Source organism: Vibrio ulleungensis, from assembly GCF_016900875.1.
Taxonomy (GTDB): Bacteria; Pseudomonadota; Gammaproteobacteria; order Enterobacterales; family Vibrionaceae; genus Vibrio; species Vibrio ulleungensis.
The window spans coordinates 126,253-143,778 of sequence record NZ_JAFEUM010000005.1; the positions used below are offsets into that span (position 1 = coordinate 126,253).

Sequence of the window (17,526 nt, forward strand, 5' to 3'; positions counted from 1 at the left end):
CTATTCGAGCTTCTTAACGGAGTCTCGACTGTATAACTGCACACCTATGTTGATTCGAGTAGCAATATCACTGGTGTTATTGAACTCGTGGAAAAGTGCATCGATGGTTGATTTCACCATGTATGAAATTTCACCACCAATTGAGCTGAGCGTTGGGGTGACCATAGAACTAATGGACAAGTTATCAAACCCGATGACAGACACGTCGTCTGGAACCCTGATTCCGCGATTGTCTAGCTCTTCGATTAGTGTGATGGCCGTTCTGTCACACAGACAAAAAATCGCTGTAGCGTCATCAAGCATTCCCGAATCCAGTAATTCAGGAAGGATCAGACTAGCACCAAAGTCAGCACCAGCTTTACCGACCATGATTTTCTCAGCTAATCCTTTGTGATCAAGCTTATTGCACATCTCGATGATATCGATGATTTCTACGGATTCAGCGCCTAACTCTTTGGCTTTACGTTCAAAACCATAGGTTCGCTTTCGAATGGATGGACGGGTTTGTGCTGTAAGCATGGCGAGCTTTTTATGTCCATACTCAATCAGGTGTTTTGCCGCTAACTCACCGCCCAGTTCATAGTCTAATGAGACACTAGAAAGGCGCATTTTATCGTCGTAACCATTGACTAATACAATAGGTTTTTCTTGATCAGCAAGCTTATGGGCAACCTCTGGTAACTCGGGCCCTAGCATCAGCACAGATTCCGCACTTTCGAGCTTTTTCAGTATCTGTTGCTGGTCTATTTTGCCATTGATGAGCGTGAGTTTGGGTTCGATTCCCATATCACTAAGCTGCGTTTGGAACTCGTTCATCATAATGGTGTAGAACTGATCGGGTGAGCCCACTGGCACAGTGGTCGCGATGTTCACTGACGTGACTGGCGCAGTCAGCTTTAGCTTTGCAGCTTTGCGTTGGTAACCACTTTTCTCAATGGCTTCTTCAACCTGACGCTTTATATCCGTATGCACATTTGGATTGTTATTCAGGACTCGAGATACAGTGCTTCTTGAGATCCCTGTCATTTCAGAGAGATCTGAAATCGTGACTTTTTTCATAACATTCAAAGTGTAATCCTTAATTTTTCACTTGATATCACTATCAATCTAATTCGATTTTCTACGGTATTCACTATAGTTAATTTTCCTCAGAGTTAAAAGATAAATTTCACGAAATGAGTCATTTTGTGAAATATTTCACGAGAAAGGGAAATATCTCAAAATTAGATCTTGTTCACGGTCGGGGTTTTTCTCGTGATGCATAATCATTTCCAGTGAGTCGACAACGACAAAGATTTAGAGAGTGAAATATGGATAACCAGACCAAATTCGAAAAAATGCAGACCAATATTCTGCATTCCATTGAGAGAAATATTCCAAGAGTTGGCACGCGTAACCCAGAAATCGGTTATGGCGCTCCTGATTTCAATTGGCGTTACCCAAATGTTTACTACTGGACAGACTCATTCTGGACAGGGCAGCTCTGGCTGGCATATAGCTTGACTGGAGAAGAGAAGTTTAAGAACAGCGCTCGTATGCGAAATGAGCACTTTGAGCGTGTGTTAGGCACACCTACTTGGATTGATCATGATATGGGCTTTCTGTTCAGCCTTACGGCTGTAGCCGATTACAAGCTCACCGGATGCAAAGAGGCGCGCCAACGTGGGTTACGTGCTGCCGAAGCTCTTAGAAATCGCTTCAACTGGAATGGCGAGTATCTTCCGGCGTGGAATGCAGAGGCGGGTAATCCTGGTCATGCAGAGGTTGTTCAAGGCAAAATCATCATCGATTGCATGCAAAATCTAGGGCTTCTATTGTGGGCCTACCAAGAAACGTGTGTAGAAAGCTTCAAACAAGTTGCCATGCAACAAGCTGAAACCTCGCTGAAATACCTGATTCGCGACGACTTTAGTACCTATCACTCATTTGACTTTGATCCACGCACCAATAAACCGGTTGGTGGAAAAACCATGCAAGGTTATGCCGATGAATCTTGCTGGAGCCGTGGCCAAGCCTGGGCAATTCACGGTTACGCACAATTAGCGGAAACCACCGGGGACCTACGTTATGCCGACATCAGTGCAAAATTGATGGACTGGGTAGTGGAACATATTACCGAAGACTACGTTCCAGTTTGGGATTACCTATTACCTGAAGGTGAAACACCGTTCAAAGATACATCCGCGGGTGCGGTTACTGCATCTGGGCTATTTATGCTTGCCGATGTTTACAAAAAGGCGGACAACGGCCAGCAAGCTGAGAAATATCAAGCACTAGCAGAGAAAATGCTACTGGCCTTACACGAGAATCATGACCTGACAGAATATGAACATGCTCAAGGCTTGTTATCGGGTGGAGCGTCACATGTACGCAGAACCAATAGCCCTGAAACCAAGTTCTATTCCGATGGCATGTTGCCGTATGGCGACTATTACTATTTTGAAGCCGTAATGCGTGCCCAAGGGCATACCAATTTCTTCTGGAAAAAGTAGGTCATTCTCATGCCATTCTATAAGCCGTTTTCTGAAAACCCGATGGTCACTAAGCAAGACTATCAACAATTGGTCCTAGATCTATTCGAGCCTGTTCGCCCGTACTTGGCATCACAGGGTGCAAAAATGGACTTTGATCAAGGTGGTGCAATCTTTGACATGAGCGCCAGTGCACTCGAAGGGGTTGCTCGTCTGCTTTGGGGAATCATTCCGTTAGTAAAAGGTGGCGGGGAGTTTGAACACTGGGACCTTTTTCACACTGCCATTTCACAAGGCACGGATCCAAATCACCCTAATTACTGGGGAGTGATGGAAACCATCAATCAAACCAGTGTAGAGAAAGCTGCATTTGGCTTGTTGCTAGCGGCGTTACCTGAGCACGGGTGGGCTCCATTGGATCCTCAAACCAAAGAGAACTTCGCTCAGTGGTTAGCTCAAATTCAACAGGCGCAAATGCCTCAAAATAACTGGCTATTTTTTACCATTTTGGTTCAAGCAGGGCTTAGAAAAGTCGGCCGTAGCGACCTGGTAGATATTAACAAAGAAGCCAGTTACCTAAAGACACTGAAAAGTTTTTACCTTGGTGATGGTTGGTACGGCGACGGTGCAGGAAAAAACATCGATCACTATGGTGGGTTTGCAATCCATTATTACAGTTTAATCTATGCAAGTTTGATTGAAGATGCAGACAATGAACTCAAACAATTGTTCATTGAGCGAGCGAACGAGTTTTGTGAACCGTTTTCATATTGGTTCGCCGAATCAGGCGAATGCATGGCACAAGGGCGATCGCTTACCTATCGCTTTGCGACTGCTGGTTTTTGGGCAAGCGCCGCAATTTCAGATTTGTCGGCGATGGAGCTAGGAACCATTAAAGGGCTTTGGGCGCGTCATCTTCGTCAATGGAAAGACAAGCCTATTTTTACTACCGAAGGGCTGTTAACCCGAGGGTACGATTACCCGACGCTGACAGTCTGTGAAGGGTACAACTCACCGACGTCGCCGTATTGGGCATTTAAAGCATTTTTACCTCTTGCATTAGAAGACTCACACCCATTTTGGCAGGTTGAAGAAAAACCGTTGGCACTGAGCCAAGAGGTGTATGCCATGCCAGCCGCGAACACCATCATTCAGCGCGTTGGTGGTCACAGCATTGCACATTTCTCTGGCACCATCGAACAGCAGTTTCAGGTCGATAAGTACAATAAGTTCGCCTACTCCACCTGTTTTGGTGCGGACTTCGACTCGTTGAAAGACAGCCACCAGATGTTATTTGGCGATAATATTTTGGCAATTAGCTTCGATGAAGGTGTGAATTGGCAAATGCGTATGAGTAACCACCATGTCATTGTCGATGAAACACAAAACCGCATGAGCATTGAATGGACGACTGGCACCATGAGTATCACTACTGTGATTGACGTGCTGGATAATGGCGAGTCTATTCGCACTCACACTATTGAGCTTCCTCAGAATGCATGGGTTGTCGAGTCTGGATTTGCCGTGAGCAACTGGTACCAGCCTAAAGAGACCCTAATACAACGACAGGGCATTCAGGCCAATATAGAAATTCGAGGTGCAAATGGGACCTCACAAATCATTAGCCTTGATGGCTATGAAAAAGAATCACGCGATGGATATCGTATACATACGAACGTCGTTTCCCCTAGAACACACGTACCGTATCTGCTGACTAAGCTGAGTGCAGGAAAGCACCAATTGATCAGTCGCTACCGTGTTCACCCTACAACTTAATAATAAAAATATATTGAATCAAAAGGACAAATGATGAAGAAGACTCTTACTGCAATAGTGGCGGGCGGACTGGTTTCAGGTGCGTTTGCCGCGGATAACAGTACACCAAACTTGCGCATTTTAGATGAGCAATCGACGGCATGGACGCGCAACTTTAACCCTTGGCTTGGTGGTTTGGCATCGACAGGCTACGCGTATGAGCCGCTGTTTTTGTTCAATCAGTTAGATTCTCAAAAAGAGCATCCTTGGCTAGCGACCAGCTATGAAATCAGCGAAGATCTTAAAACGCTGACCGTAGATATTCGCGAAGGGGTTAAATGGTCTGACGGTGAAGACTTCACCGTAGAAGATATTTTGTTTACGTTTGAGTACACCAAGCAGAATCCATCTATCGATTTATCTGGGGTTAACACTGCGGTAAGCAGTGTCGAAAAAATCGACGAAAACACCATCAAGTTCCACCTTGCTGAGCAAAATGCGTTTGTACACCTTAATGTGTTAAAGACCACTATTATCCCTCAGCACATTTGGTCTTCGGTTGAAGATCCAACGCGAGAGATTGTTCAAAACCCAGTGGGTACAGGACCGTTTACTGAAATCGAACGCTTTACCCCTCAAATTTATACCCAGTGTGTGAACGAGAATTACTGGAATGACGACATTGAAATTCGTTGCTTGGAGTTCCCACAATTTTCTTCGTCTGACGCGGCATTGGAAATGATGTCTAAAGGTTCTACCGATTGGCACAATATCTTTGTACCCGATATTGATCGCCTCTACGTGAACTCTGCCGACGGCAACAAATACTGGTTCCCGTCAGGTGATGGCGTGCGCTTAACCTTTAACTACGACACAGAAAATGAAGGCGCCAAAAAAGCCTTTAATGATGTTGAGTTTCGTAAGGCCGCAAGTCTTGCGATGGACCGAGAAGCAATGCGTGACCTCGGAGCCTATGGTTACGTAAAACTGGGCAACTCTGCAACCAACCTATCTGGATCGTTGTCCTCTTGGAAAGACGACGTAGCTGAAAAAACATGGGCCGAGTTCAATCAGTTTGACATGAGCAAAGCCAAACAAATTTTGGCTGATGCTGGATACAAAGATGTTACTGGCGATGGGTACATTGAAAACAAAGACGGCAGCAAGCTTGAGTTTATGATCCAGGTACCAAGTGGTTGGGGCGCGATGGTTAACAACGCGACTATTGCGGTTGAAGGCCTTCGCGAAGCAGGTATCAAAGCCAACCTTATTACCCCTGAAACGTCTGCATACTCTAAAAACTGGAACGGCGGCAACTTTGACGCCAACATAGGCGCTGGTAGTTCTGCCTCATCAGTGTGGAAGTTTTACGACTACACCATGCACTCTCGTTACGCGAAAACGGGTAACTGGTGGTCCACAGCAATGCATAACTACGCTAACCAGGACATCGATGAAGCGATTGCGGTCTTAAGTAAAACCTTAGACAGCGACAAGCAAAAAGAGATCGTTGGCGAAATCGAACGACACTATGCCGAGAACGTTGTGCAAATTCCACTGTACCTTAATGCTGTGTGGTACTCGTACAACGACAGCCGATTTACGGGCTTCTTTAATGCCGATAATCCAATTGCACACCCTGCAACCTTTAGTGAAAACAAACTGCTGCACGTGCGCTATATCAAGCCAAGAAGCTAATAACCCGTTCTCCATGCAGTTTAAGAGACCACTGAACGTGGTGGTCTCTTTATCTTAGGGATTCAATCTATGAAATACATACTGAGCCGTTTTGGCTTCTACATGCTCGCGTTTATGGCGGCAGTGACGATTAACTTCTTTCTGCCTCGTATGATGCCGGGTGACCCGATACAGTCGTTTTTGGCTCGCTTAGCGCAAAACGGTGGCAATGTTAGCCCTGAAATGATCGCTTCGTTGGAAGCACTATATGGCTACTCGACCAATGTTCCATTGTTTAATCAGTTTATTACCTACATTGGGGCAATATTCTCTGGTGAATGGGGTATGTCGACACGTTTCTTTGCACCGGTATTTGATGTGCTAGGTCGCGGGATGCTTTGGACTCTATTACTGGTCGGTGTTTATCTTATAGTGTCTTACACCATTACCACACTACTAGGCATTTACGTGGCTTGGAAACGTGGCACATGGGCTGACTCGGTCATTACTGTTGGTTCGGTCATTATTTCATCGACACCCTCGGTAGTGATGGCGTTAGCGATGTACTTCCTATTTGCATCAAACCTACAGTGGTTCCCAACAGGCTATGCCTATGATCCGCAACTTGATCCTGCATTGAGCTTTGAGTTTATCGGTAGCGTAATGCACCACATCGCCTTACCGCTGACGTGTATGGTGGCCTTGGGCATGGGTAACGTCATGGGAATGCGCTCTAACATGATCAATCAGCTGGGTGAAGACTTCATCGTAATGGGCTGGGCTAAAGGCGTAAAAGACGACAAAGTGATGCTTCAGTATGGCGCGCGAAATGCTGTGCTACCGATGATCACAACCTTTGCAATGTCTATCGGTGGAATATTCGGCGGCTCATTGATCATCGAAATCATTTTTAACTACCCAGGATTGGGACAGATTACTTATCAAGCTATTTTGGCTCGTGATTACCCGCTTGTGCAGGGATACCTATTGATTATGACAGCGATGGTGCTTGGCGCTAACTTTATTGCCGATTGTCTGCTGTTTGTCCTCGACCCACGTCTTCGTACAGAACTAGAACAATAATTGGGAGAAACACACAATGAAGTTTCTAAAAATAGCAAAACAGTTTTTCCTGGATAACCCAAAAGCATTCATCGGAATCGCCTTGGTGTTTACCGTGGTATTGATGTGCACATTCGCGCCGCTACTGACCGAGTATGTAGCGTCTGCACGTGTAGGTCGTCCTCATCAGCCACCGAGTGCTGACCATATTATGGGGACAACACGAATGGGACGTGACGTATGGGCACAAGTGCTGTACGGAGGTCGTATTTCGTTAATGGTGGGGCTGATTGCCGGAACATTTGTCATTCTTATGGCCATGATAGTGGGTATTACCGCCGGTTACTTTGGTGGCATCGTCGATAATATTTTATCGCTGATCACCAACATCGTTATGGTTATCCCAAGCTTACCTTTGATGCTGGTACTAGCGGCATTCTTGAATCAGGTTTCGCCGACGGTCATCGCTATTATCATCGGATTAACGTCTTGGCCATGGGGTGCAAGGGTACTGCGTTCGCAGACATTGGCAATTCGCAATAGAGACTTTGTTCACGCGGCGGAAGTGATGGGCGAAACCAAAAAACGCATGCTGTTTGCTGAAGTGATGCCAAACATGCTGTCGATTTTAGCCTCTAGCTTTATCGGTACGGTTATCTACGCTGTGATGACACAAGCAACTCTTGAGTTCATCGGTCTGGGTGACCCACTCAGTGTGACTTGGGGCGGCATGTTATACAACGCTAGCCAAACCTCTGCGATTCGTATTGGAGCATGGTGGGAAATCCTAGCGCCAAGTGTGGCACTGACTTTGGTTGCGATTGGTCTAGCACTGATTAACTTCTCGATTGACGAGATTTCTAACCCGAAACTAAAAGCGCAGCGCATCATGGCTCGATTCCGTCGAGAAGAGAAGAAAGCCGCTAAACAAGCAGCAAAAGAACAACTTAAGACCGCGGAGCAGGCGTAATGAAAAAACTAGTCGAAGTTAAAAACCTGTGTGTGGACTACATTACCTTTGATGGCCGAGTTCGCGCGGTAAATGATGTGAGTTTTCACATTGGCGAGCGCGAAATCCTTGGTTTAGCTGGTGAATCTGGCTGTGGTAAATCGACCATTGCCTATTCTCTGATGCGATTGCACCGCCCGCCTGCAATGATCTCTGATGGTGAGATTTTATTTGAAGGTCAAGATGTGCTGGGCATGAACGATGAAGAGCTAAGAAGCTTTCGTTGGAAAGATACCTCGATGGTCTTTCAAAGTGCAATGAACTGCCTTAACCCAGTGAAAACGATTGAGTACCAGTTTAGAGATATTTTTGAAGCCCACAACGTGGTTAAAAATCGAGAAGAATCGATAGAGAAAGCCAAAGAGTTACTTAGAATTGTGGATATTCCTACTGAGCGTTTGTTTGACTATCCGCATCAGTTCTCGGGCGGAATGCGTCAACGTGTGGTGATTGCATTGGCGTTAGCGCTAAAACCTAAGCTATTGATCATGGATGAGCCAACAACAGCGTTAGACGTTGTGGTTCAACGTGAAATTCTGCAAAAGGTGTATCAGCTTAAGGAAGAGTTCGGTTTTTCAATTTTGTTCATTACTCACGACCTAAGTTTAATGGTCGAGTTGTGTGACCGAATTGGCATCATGTACTCTGGTCAACTTGTCGAGTTGGCACCCGCTAAAGAGATTTTGAGTAAGCCTAAGCACCCTTATGCGCATGGCTTAGGGGATTCGTTCCCGACGCTGCATGGTGAACTTCAAGAGATGAAGGGCATACCAGGCACACCATTGGATCTGAGTAACGTTCCACAGGGCTGTCGATTTGCACCGCGCTGCTTTAAAGCGACCGAAGCGTGTCGCCAAGCCGAGCCTAAGTTAGTTGGCGCGGGAGAAAACCGCTGGGTTGCTTGTCACGATCCAATGCCAATTGAGTCAACACCATCATCCACTTTGGAGGCTGTATAATGTCTGTAGCAACTCCTGAAAAAGATTTTGATAAACAGCATCCAGTTGTTTTAGAAGCGAAAAACCTAACCATCGATTTCTCGAAAAAACGCGATTCGTGGTTTGGACCTAAGCAATTTTTACGAGCGGTTAATGGTCTAGATTTTGAACTGCGCGAAGGGCGCTGCTTGGCGGTCGTAGGTGAATCTGGATGTGGAAAAAGCACCAGCGCAAAAATTGCGACCAAAATCCACAAAGCGACAGAAGGCGCGATCTATTATCGTGGTAAAAACATTGATGATATCGATGGCGGTGAAGAGCTGGCAGACTATCGCCGTGACGTTCAAATGGTGTTTCAAGACCCGTTCAGTTCGCTAAACCCACTGCATACGATCCGTTACCATTTGATGAGACCGCTGCAGATCTATCATGGTTTAAAGCCTGGGCCTGAAGCAGACGAAAAAATGGTTGAGATCCTGACTGAGGTCGGTCTTACACCCGCTAAAGAGGTGCTAGGGAAATTTCCTCACCAACTGTCTGGCGGACAAAGACAGCGTGTCTTTCTTGCAAAAACATTGGCCATTGGCGCAAAAGTAATTTTGGCCGATGAACCCACCTCAATGTTGGATGTTTCTATTCGCATTGGCGTACTTAACCTGATGAACAAAATGAAGAAGGAGATGGGCAAGGCGTTCATGTATATCACGCATGACATCGCGACAGCTCGTTACTTCGCAGAAGACACTGTTGTGCTGTATTGCGGTCATATGGTGGAGTGGGGATCAACCGAAGAGATCACTCAAAACCCGCAACACCCTTACACGCAATTGTTGCTGGCGGCTGTTCCTGATCCAAGCCGAAGCATACACGAAAAGCTTCCAACGCATCGTTCGATGGAAACACCGATGTGGTCGCCTGATAGAAAAGGCTGTCCGTACGCGGCTCGTTGCCCTCAAGCGAAAGCACAATGCAGCGAGTATTTACCCGATGCCGTAGAAGTGGCTCCTAATCACTTCACGCGTTGCCATCTGTTTGTTTAACCAATAAGACCAGCAATAAGTAGTGATGTTGCTGGTCTCAATAACCCCCTGTGCTATACCCGCTTGACGAGGAGTCGTACCAACTCAAGCATCAACAAATTCACATTATTGGCCTTTTGCCATGCCACCAGTGCAAATCCTCACTGGTGGCCCTTTTTAACCAAGTAACAACTTGGCTGTATATTGTTTTGAGCATTTATTTGGTGTTTAAAATCATATGCTAGCTAATTACCTTGCTCTTTAAAGTTAGTAAATAAAATACGCTATTGATTTGGCGCTAATGTTTAGTACTGAGTTATTTATATTTTATTGAGCTCTAAGGTAATAGAACAATAACGATCTTCATCGTTATATATTCAAGTCAGTAAGTTCAAGGTTTATTAAGGTGAAAAGATGAAAGCTAAGTTGGTAAGAACTAAAAAGGCGAGTAAAGAGTTTTGGACTCCGCAGCCAGATGTCATATTTAAAGATCTCAATGAAGTCGAGTTCAAACCTCAAAATTTGATCGCAGTCGACTCTTCACAAGAGTTTCAAGAGCATATGGGATTCGGTGGTTCATTTACTGAAGCTGCAGCAGTGACTCTATCTGAGGCACCAGAGGCTATTCGCCAAGAAGCTTTAACTGCGTATTTTTCTAAATCAGAAGGGTTGGGCTACAACTTAGGCCGCTTAAGCATTCACTCTTGTGACTTTGGACTGGGTAATTACACCTACATCGAAGAGGGTGATGCAGCGCTCGATACCTTTGACATGTCACATGACGATGAGCTGATCATCCCGATGATAAAAGAGGCTCAAGAGATTGCAGGTGAAGACCTGACTCTGCTCGCATCACCTTGGTCTCCCCCAGCTTTCATGAAAGACAATAATGAAATGAACTACGGTGGCAAACTCCTACCAGAATACCATCAAGCTTGGGCGAATTACTTCTCCAAATTTATTCATGGCATGCAAGATCGCGGTATAAATTTATGGGGGGTAAGCGTGCAAAACGAGCCCGCAGCCACACAAACATGGGATTCATGCCAATACAGCGCCGATGAAGAAAAAAACTTTGTTCGCGACTACTTAGGACCAACGCTTGAAATCAATAATCAAGCGGATAAAAACATTGTGATTTGGGATCACAACCGAGACCTAATCTTAGAGCGCGCTATCCCAGCTTACTCTGACCCCGAAGCGGCTAAATACATTTGGGGGGTGGGCAATCATTGGTATGTCAGTGAAGACTTTGAGTTATTAGGCAAACTGCACGACCTATTCCCTGAGAAGCACATCTTATTTACCGAAGGCTGTGTAGAGTACGGGATTTATGGCAATGAACCTGTTTGGGAAAATGGTGAGCACTATGGCCGCAACATCATTGGTGACTTCAATAACTGGTCAAGAGGCTGGATTGATTGGAACTTGTTCTTAAACGAAGAAGGTGGGCCGAATCACGTCAGTAACTTCTGTGAAGCGCCAATTATGTATGACCGGAAAAAGCAGCAACTGATCTACAACATCTCCTATTACTACATCGGTCACTTCTCTAAGTACATTCAAACCGGTGCTAAAAGAATCTTAACCACAACGACGGCTAAGCCTGTCGAGGTCAGTGGTACAGGAACCAGAACCAATGCCAAGGCGGTTTCTGCTGTCGCCTACAAAAACCCCAATGGTGAGATTGTTATCGTCGCTCAAAATGAAGGGCACATTGCCGAAATGACTTTAATGGTGGACGGAAAAGCAGTCAATATTTCGCTACCTAATAATTCAATATCAACATTTATTATTTAGTTTTAATCGTCTTAATAACCAGCAATGTAATTAGTGAGGGTTATATTGCTGGTGTTTTAATAAGGAGGTGTATTTAACCGTTTAATCAACCCCAAATGATTTAGATTTTATTTAGTTCCTACAAATAACAGTTTGCGCCTTGAAGTTCCATCAGGGTGTAAGGATTTCTGTACCTATAATTATTGTAAATATAATGAAAACTAAAAATATAAACATAGCAGTATTAGCCCTAGCAATAGGCAGTTCTTTTTCAGCACACGCATCTACAGACTTTTTTGGATACGCCCGAGCAGGGCTACATGTTTCCCCCGACGGTCAAAAAGGTAATGGTCAACCTGACTATATCAGAGCAGAGGGCGCACCCAATAAATACCGCTTAGGTAATGAAGACGATTGGGCTGAGCTAGGTATCCGTCATGATTTGTATGAAGAGGGCACCGAGCGCGCAGAGATTGGATTTATGATGGGGACGTGGCATAACCCAGAAACACGTTCAAACTCATTCACCATTATGCAGGCTTGGGGGCAAATGTACGGAATATTGGGCAGCGAAAAAACCAGTTTATGGGCCGGCCAGCGCTACACTCGTAACATTGCCGATGATATGTTGGATTTTAAATATTGGGATAATAGCGGTCGTGGATTTGGCTTGCGCGATATCGAAGCCGGTGACGTACTGATCGATTTTGCTACGGTGTACAACAATGTCGCGTACACGGACTATCAAGACGAAAGCAAAACTCGCCGCTCTGCTGTTGTGATGCCCGAATTTCGAGTCCATGGAATTGACTTTTTAAACGGTAATTTAACGCTTGGGGTGAACTACGCCGTCGTGGTTGACGATACTGACATTAAAGAACACGTTGGTGAAGGCAACTATGATCGTGACGGGTATATGTTTACTGTGAACCATAAGTCTAACATTGCCGGCGCCTACAATATCTTCACGGTGCAGATGAATGGCGGTATTGGTGTTGGTGGTTGGCATGATGGTGAAGGTGAGCTATTAAACCTAACCACTCCGGGTACGAGTTACCGCATCATGAACCACGGTTTTTGTACCATCAACGAGTCGTGGGGCTGTCAGTATTCTTTGGCTTACGAAAACATCAGTATGGATGACGCCAATGATGATGGAAAAGACTGGTTTGCCGTAGGTATCCGTCCTAAGTACTCTTGGAACCAATACATGCAAACGGAAGTTGAGCTAGGTTACCAACTGGTCAACAGCGAGCGCTATGACGACAGTAACACCTCATGGAAAGCAACGCTGGCTCAGAAGTTCCAACTCGGAACAGTGCCACACATTCGCTTCTACGCGACCTATGCCGAAGCGGAGACAAACTGGCAAGAAGTCAGTTTTGGTAAACACTCGTCTGAAGAGAACACTGCGATTGACTCATGGACCTTTGGTGTTCAATTTGAAGCGTGGTGGTAACCACTTACAATTGCGCTGAGCATTAAATAACAGCAGCAAACAGTGTGAAACGGCCCTAATGAATTAGGGCCGTTTTTTGTGTAAGCTATGAGCACTGTTTTTAATGCTTTGGGATAGTGATGGGAAACTCAGTCAGTCAGACACTGCTTGTATTTGTCAGTATTCTAGCCATGTTGCTATCCAGTACGGCGATGAGCTTCCCTGTCAGTGCCACCGCTGGCGCAAATGACAGTGCTACCCATTTAACGCACGAACAACATAGTGTCGAAGGCCGCTGCCACCTAGCTGGGAGTGGGGAGTATACCAGTGACTCCAGTTCGTCTATTGACGAAAAACACTGTCCAACAGTCAATACAGAGCTTTGCTGCCCCAGCACTTGCTTTAACACCTCCTTCGGTTTTCCTTCGATTGCGCAGCCTCAAGCGCATGGCGCAACATTGGCCCTGCTGCATCCTGTGGTGATCGGTCATAAAATTAGTCGGTTGCAAGGCATATTAAAGCCACCAATCACGTTTTCATTATCCCAGATATAACTTAAATTCAACAACTTACTCTGAGAGAGCAGATAAGACTCTGCTAAAGGATGAAAAATGAAAACGATTAAATGCGCTATTTATTTATGCACAATGATCATGGCAACCAACGCCGTTGCCAATACAACCGTCGAGTTGTATAAATCACCGAGCTGCGGATGCTGCACCGAGTGGGCTGAGATCATGGAAGAGAAAGGTTATACCGTTCATGTTCATCACCAAAATAATTGGAATGAGGTTAAAAGCGACTTCGGCATGCCAAATCAATTGGTCTCCTGTCATACCGCGGTAATCGATGGCTACATGTTTGAAGGGCACGTGCCAGAGTCCGATATTGCGCGAGTATTAAAAGAGCGTCCGCAAACATTATCTGGATTGTCGGCGCCGGGTATGCCGCAGCACTCTCCTGGAATGGCAAAGCCGGGTGATGAGTATAAAGACTTTGATGTGATTGCCTTCGATAAGGACGGCAACATGAGCGTATTTAGCCAGTATTGAATGCGCTAGATCGTCAGTAGAGTTTGGCGTTTTTAAATATTAACCACACTCTACAATCTCCCAACACGCAGTGTTCGAGGTGCTACTCGTTCACTGCGTTCTCTTAGGCGTTATTTTTTCTATACTCCAATGGCTTTAAACCCACCGAGGATTGGAAAGTCGAATAGAACGCACTCGCCGATCGAAACCCAGCTTCTTGACTAATTTGACTCACCGACATCGTAGATTCGGTGAGCAGCACACGAGCTCGATGGATACGCATATTAGTGATGTATTTTTTGATAGTCATATCCAACATATTATGAAAAATATTCATTGCGTACTTGGGGTTAAGCTTCACAGCAGTTGCCACATCATCAACAGTGATTGGGTCTTGAAAATTGGCAGAAATATAGCTGATCATTTGATGAACATGCTTAGCTGTACTGGCACTAATGTTCTTATCAGGTCTACCAACCTCAAAATGAGCGCTCACAATCAATTCAGCGTTATACGAAAGTCGTCGTAAAAATAATCCTACTTCCTCACTAGTTATATCCTGCATCACCGATGATTCACTTGCGTAATATTTGTGCCATCGGCGGCACTCGGAGATATCGATCAGGTCCGTGCTCATTGCTCTTGCAATATCACCATTAAGTAGCCGAGCTCCCAAGTTATTGTGCAGTCGCCAGTTAAACAAAATGTGTACTGGGACTGACAATATTGTCATGAACGCGTCGTCACTTACGGCGGTAACGCGATGGGGCACGGTAGCCCAAAACGCGACTATGCTCCCTTGCTCAAACTTGATTTCATGTCCTGAAAGTTCATAGGTTAACTGTCCGTTATGTATAACATTTATCTCTATGTGCTCGTGCCAGTGATACTCTTTCATGACCAAAGGTGCACGAAACTCAACCAGCAGTTCACTGGCATTTAGGGGCTCTTTTATAATCTTATCAAGCCCATTACCCACGTATTTACTGGTCTTGGGGATAAGGTTTGGGTCTTGCAGGGTCATTCTAAAGGTCATACGGCCTCCTAACGTTTCAGGAACATTGTATGAGACTTAACCAAAACAAGGAATGGGGGGATGTCACACTCATCGTAAACTTTTACTTACAAGAATTCCTGAAAAGTTATTTTGCGTGAGCGGCAGGAGGCAAACAGTTTACAGGATTTGACGACTCTCTTATGGTTTAAATGACTTCACTGGTAACGTTTACACTTATCGTTATCGGAGAAGAAAAAATAGCAACACCATTATTAAAAAACACTATGGACGTGACGCTAATGAAACCTACAACCCTATTAAAAATTGCTATACTTCCGTCGCTACTGAGCATCTCAGTCGCACAAGCCCTGCCTAATGGAGCCTCCTCGCTTCCAGAGCCCGCACAGATTCCAAATCGTTTGGAAATCAAACAGTTTATGCCTGATGAACTGATGCAAGTTAAAGCTCTGGAGAGTTACACTGAGCCTGCATGGGTTACCGAAAAATTCGTTAACGCCGGTTTGTTACCGCCAGTTAAAGACCGCTTACCTAAAGAACCTATCGTGATGATGACCGAGTCTATGCCTGATGGTGTGGGTGAATACGGTGGCGTTTTCCGTCACTCCATTGGTGGTCGACCACAAGGATGGAACTGGGCTGCAGCGCAAACTCAAGGCTGGGGCGGCATTAACTACACGGTCCAACAGTGTTTGACCAGCACCGGACCTATGTACCAACTAAAAGGTGAAGCTCTACAAGTGCTGCCAAACCTAGCAACTGACTGGCAGTGGTCTGACGATAAAATGTCATTGACCATGAACCTGCTAGAAGGTGCGCGTTGGTCTGATGGCGAACTGTTTACCTCTGAAGATGTGCGTTTTTACTGGGAAGACACCGTTCTTGAAGAGCGTATTCCGTCATTCAGTTCAGCAGACGCTATTGGCGCTGGTGCTAAGCTAGAGGTCGTTGATGAGTACACAATTCGTTGGCACTTCGAGAAACCAAGCCAAAATCAAGCGCTGTATAACATGTCGTTTTTGACCTTCTGTCCAGGGCCTGCGCACGTACTCAAAGCGCACCATCCTAAGTACACAGAAGGCAAAACTTTCGACGACTTCACCAATGCGCTACCAGCGGATGAGTTACCAGCTGTGACAATGGGACCATGGGTACCAACCGATGTGAAGACGGACCAAATTATTGTTTTGCGTCGTAATCCGTATTTTTGGAAAGTGGACGAAAAGGGCCAGCAGTTACCTTACATGGATGAAATGCATTTCAATTTAGGTACATGGGAAGGTCGCACCATTCAAACTTTGGCGGGTACCGCAGACTTCTCTAACATGGAAAACCCACCTATTTATCTAGAAACCTTGCGTAAGTTAGCGGGTGATAATGCTAAAGCAACAGCAATGTTTGGTCCGCGTAACTTGAGTTGGGCGATCCAGATGAACCAAAACCCAACCATGTCGGTGGCTGATGTTCGTCAAGAAGGTATCCGACTACTTAACCGAGATCTTAAGTTCCGTAAAGCGATCAGCCATGCGGTCGATCGTAAAACGTTAGGACAAGCGTTGGTGAAAGGGCCATTTACCGCCGAATACGCGGGTGGCTTCCATCCAGAAACATCGTTCTATGATGCTGACAGTGTGGTTTACTTTGGCTATGACCAAGAGTTAGCTAAGCAATACCTTGCTGAACTTGGCTTAAAAGATACCGATGGTGATGGGATCTTAAACTTTACTGAAGGCCCAGCGAAAGGTGAAGAGTTAGAAATTGTCTTAACGGTCGGTCCAACAAGCTCAGAAGCCGCGCTCGCAGAGAACCTTAACTCGATGATGGGTGAAGTGGGTATTAAGATCATTCCACGCCCACTTGATAATGTTCAAAACGATGCAGAGCGCGATCGCGGTGCCTTTGATTGGCGTACACACCGTGGTGAGAAAGAGCTCGCGATTCCGTTCCAACGCGTTGAATGGATTGCTCCAGTCGCAGAAACCGGTCCACTATGGCACCGTGGTAGCAACTCTGATCCGCAGCAACTTCAAGACTTTGAAAAACGTCTTGCCGAGTTAGCATTAGAGTTCTCATCGGAAGAAGATACCGCGAAACAGAAGGCGTTGATGGCAGAGTTCAATACTCTATTCACTGAAAACGTCTACCACGTAGGCTTGGTCTCTTACCCTGGTGCACTGTTGGTAAATAAGCGAGTGAAGAACGTGCCCAACGCACCAATTCTTGCTTACCAATGGGCAGAAGACGCGGTAATGCGTGAACGTCTATGGGTACCAAAAGCAGACCAGATCGCAGAGCTTCAACCAGAAACTCTGCCAACTCACTCTAAGTAAAT

General features: G+C 45.6%; 14 protein-coding genes. 12 read left to right on the plus strand and 2 right to left on the minus strand.

Annotated features, from left to right (window positions below; genetic code table 11):
• On the minus strand, positions 1 to 1,059 hold the full coding sequence (locus JQC93_RS13340) for a LacI family DNA-binding transcriptional regulator (RefSeq protein ID WP_205158927.1): 1,059 nt from the start codon (positions 1,057 to 1,059) through the stop codon (positions 1 to 3).
• Positions 1,060 to 1,310: 251 nt separating this feature from the next.
• Here JQC93_RS13340 and JQC93_RS13345 point away from each other — a divergent pair, with 251 nt between their 5' ends.
• From JQC93_RS13345 to JQC93_RS13395, 11 genes are all read left to right on the plus strand, one after another.
• Positions 1,311 to 2,492 carry a glycoside hydrolase family 88 protein gene (locus tag JQC93_RS13345; RefSeq protein ID WP_205158928.1) on the plus strand — a complete coding sequence of 394 codons (1,182 nt, stop codon included), beginning with the start codon at positions 1,311 to 1,313 and terminating at the stop codon, positions 2,490 to 2,492.
• A 9-nt stretch (positions 2,493 to 2,501) separates the two neighbouring features.
• Positions 2,502 to 4,247: a DUF2264 domain-containing protein gene (locus JQC93_RS13350; RefSeq protein WP_205158929.1), complete on the plus strand. Its 1,746-nt coding sequence runs from the start codon at positions 2,502 to 2,504 to the stop codon at positions 4,245 to 4,247.
• 33 nt (positions 4,248 to 4,280) lie between these two features.
• Positions 4,281 to 5,924, plus strand: coding sequence for an ABC transporter substrate-binding protein (locus JQC93_RS13355; protein WP_205158930.1), 1,644 nt, complete (start codon positions 4,281 to 4,283; stop codon positions 5,922 to 5,924).
• Positions 5,925 to 5,993: 69 nt separating this feature from the next.
• Positions 5,994 to 6,986, plus strand: coding sequence for an ABC transporter permease (locus JQC93_RS13360; protein WP_084889084.1), 993 nt, complete (start codon positions 5,994 to 5,996; stop codon positions 6,984 to 6,986).
• A gap of 16 nt (positions 6,987 to 7,002) precedes the next feature.
• On the plus strand, positions 7,003 to 7,935 hold the full coding sequence (locus JQC93_RS13365; protein WP_205158931.1) for an ABC transporter permease: 933 nt from the start codon (positions 7,003 to 7,005) through the stop codon (positions 7,933 to 7,935).
• On the plus strand, positions 7,935 to 8,933 hold the full coding sequence (locus JQC93_RS13370) for an ABC transporter ATP-binding protein (RefSeq protein ID WP_205158932.1): 999 nt from the start codon (positions 7,935 to 7,937) through the stop codon (positions 8,931 to 8,933). The genes JQC93_RS13365 and JQC93_RS13370 overlap by 1 nt, the downstream gene beginning before the upstream one ends.
• Entirely contained in the window at positions 8,933 to 9,952 is a 1,020-nt protein-coding gene (locus JQC93_RS13375; protein ID WP_205158933.1) for an ABC transporter ATP-binding protein, read from the plus strand. The genes JQC93_RS13370 and JQC93_RS13375 overlap by 1 nt, the downstream gene beginning before the upstream one ends.
• Before the next feature lie 393 nt (positions 9,953 to 10,345).
• A complete protein-coding gene (locus JQC93_RS13380) occupies positions 10,346 to 11,731 on the plus strand; it encodes a glycoside hydrolase family 30 protein (RefSeq protein ID WP_205158934.1) in 1,386 nt (461 codons plus the stop codon).
• A 193-nt stretch (positions 11,732 to 11,924) separates the two neighbouring features.
• Entirely contained in the window at positions 11,925 to 13,169 is a 1,245-nt protein-coding gene (locus tag JQC93_RS13385) for a carbohydrate porin (protein WP_205158935.1), read from the plus strand.
• A gap of 119 nt (positions 13,170 to 13,288) precedes the next feature.
• Positions 13,289 to 13,702, plus strand: a complete 414-nt coding sequence (locus JQC93_RS13390; protein WP_205158936.1) for a hypothetical protein — start codon at positions 13,289 to 13,291, stop codon at positions 13,700 to 13,702.
• A 57-nt stretch (positions 13,703 to 13,759) separates the two neighbouring features.
• Positions 13,760 to 14,200: a DUF411 domain-containing protein gene (locus JQC93_RS13395; RefSeq protein ID WP_205158937.1), complete on the plus strand. Its 441-nt coding sequence runs from the start codon at positions 13,760 to 13,762 to the stop codon at positions 14,198 to 14,200.
• Between the two features lie 103 nt (positions 14,201 to 14,303).
• On the opposite strand, the gene JQC93_RS13400 is transcribed toward JQC93_RS13395, so the two are convergent.
• Entirely contained in the window at positions 14,304 to 15,215 is a 912-nt protein-coding gene (locus tag JQC93_RS13400) for a helix-turn-helix domain-containing protein (RefSeq protein ID WP_205158938.1), read from the minus strand.
• A 260-nt stretch (positions 15,216 to 15,475) separates the two neighbouring features.
• Between JQC93_RS13400 and JQC93_RS13405 the strand changes: the two genes are divergently transcribed.
• The gene (locus JQC93_RS13405) at positions 15,476 to 17,524 is read left to right on the plus strand and encodes an ABC transporter substrate-binding protein (RefSeq protein ID WP_205158939.1); all 2,049 of its coding nucleotides are present in this window, start codon (positions 15,476 to 15,478) and stop codon (positions 17,522 to 17,524) included.
• Positions 17,525 to 17,526 lie beyond the last annotated feature (2 nt).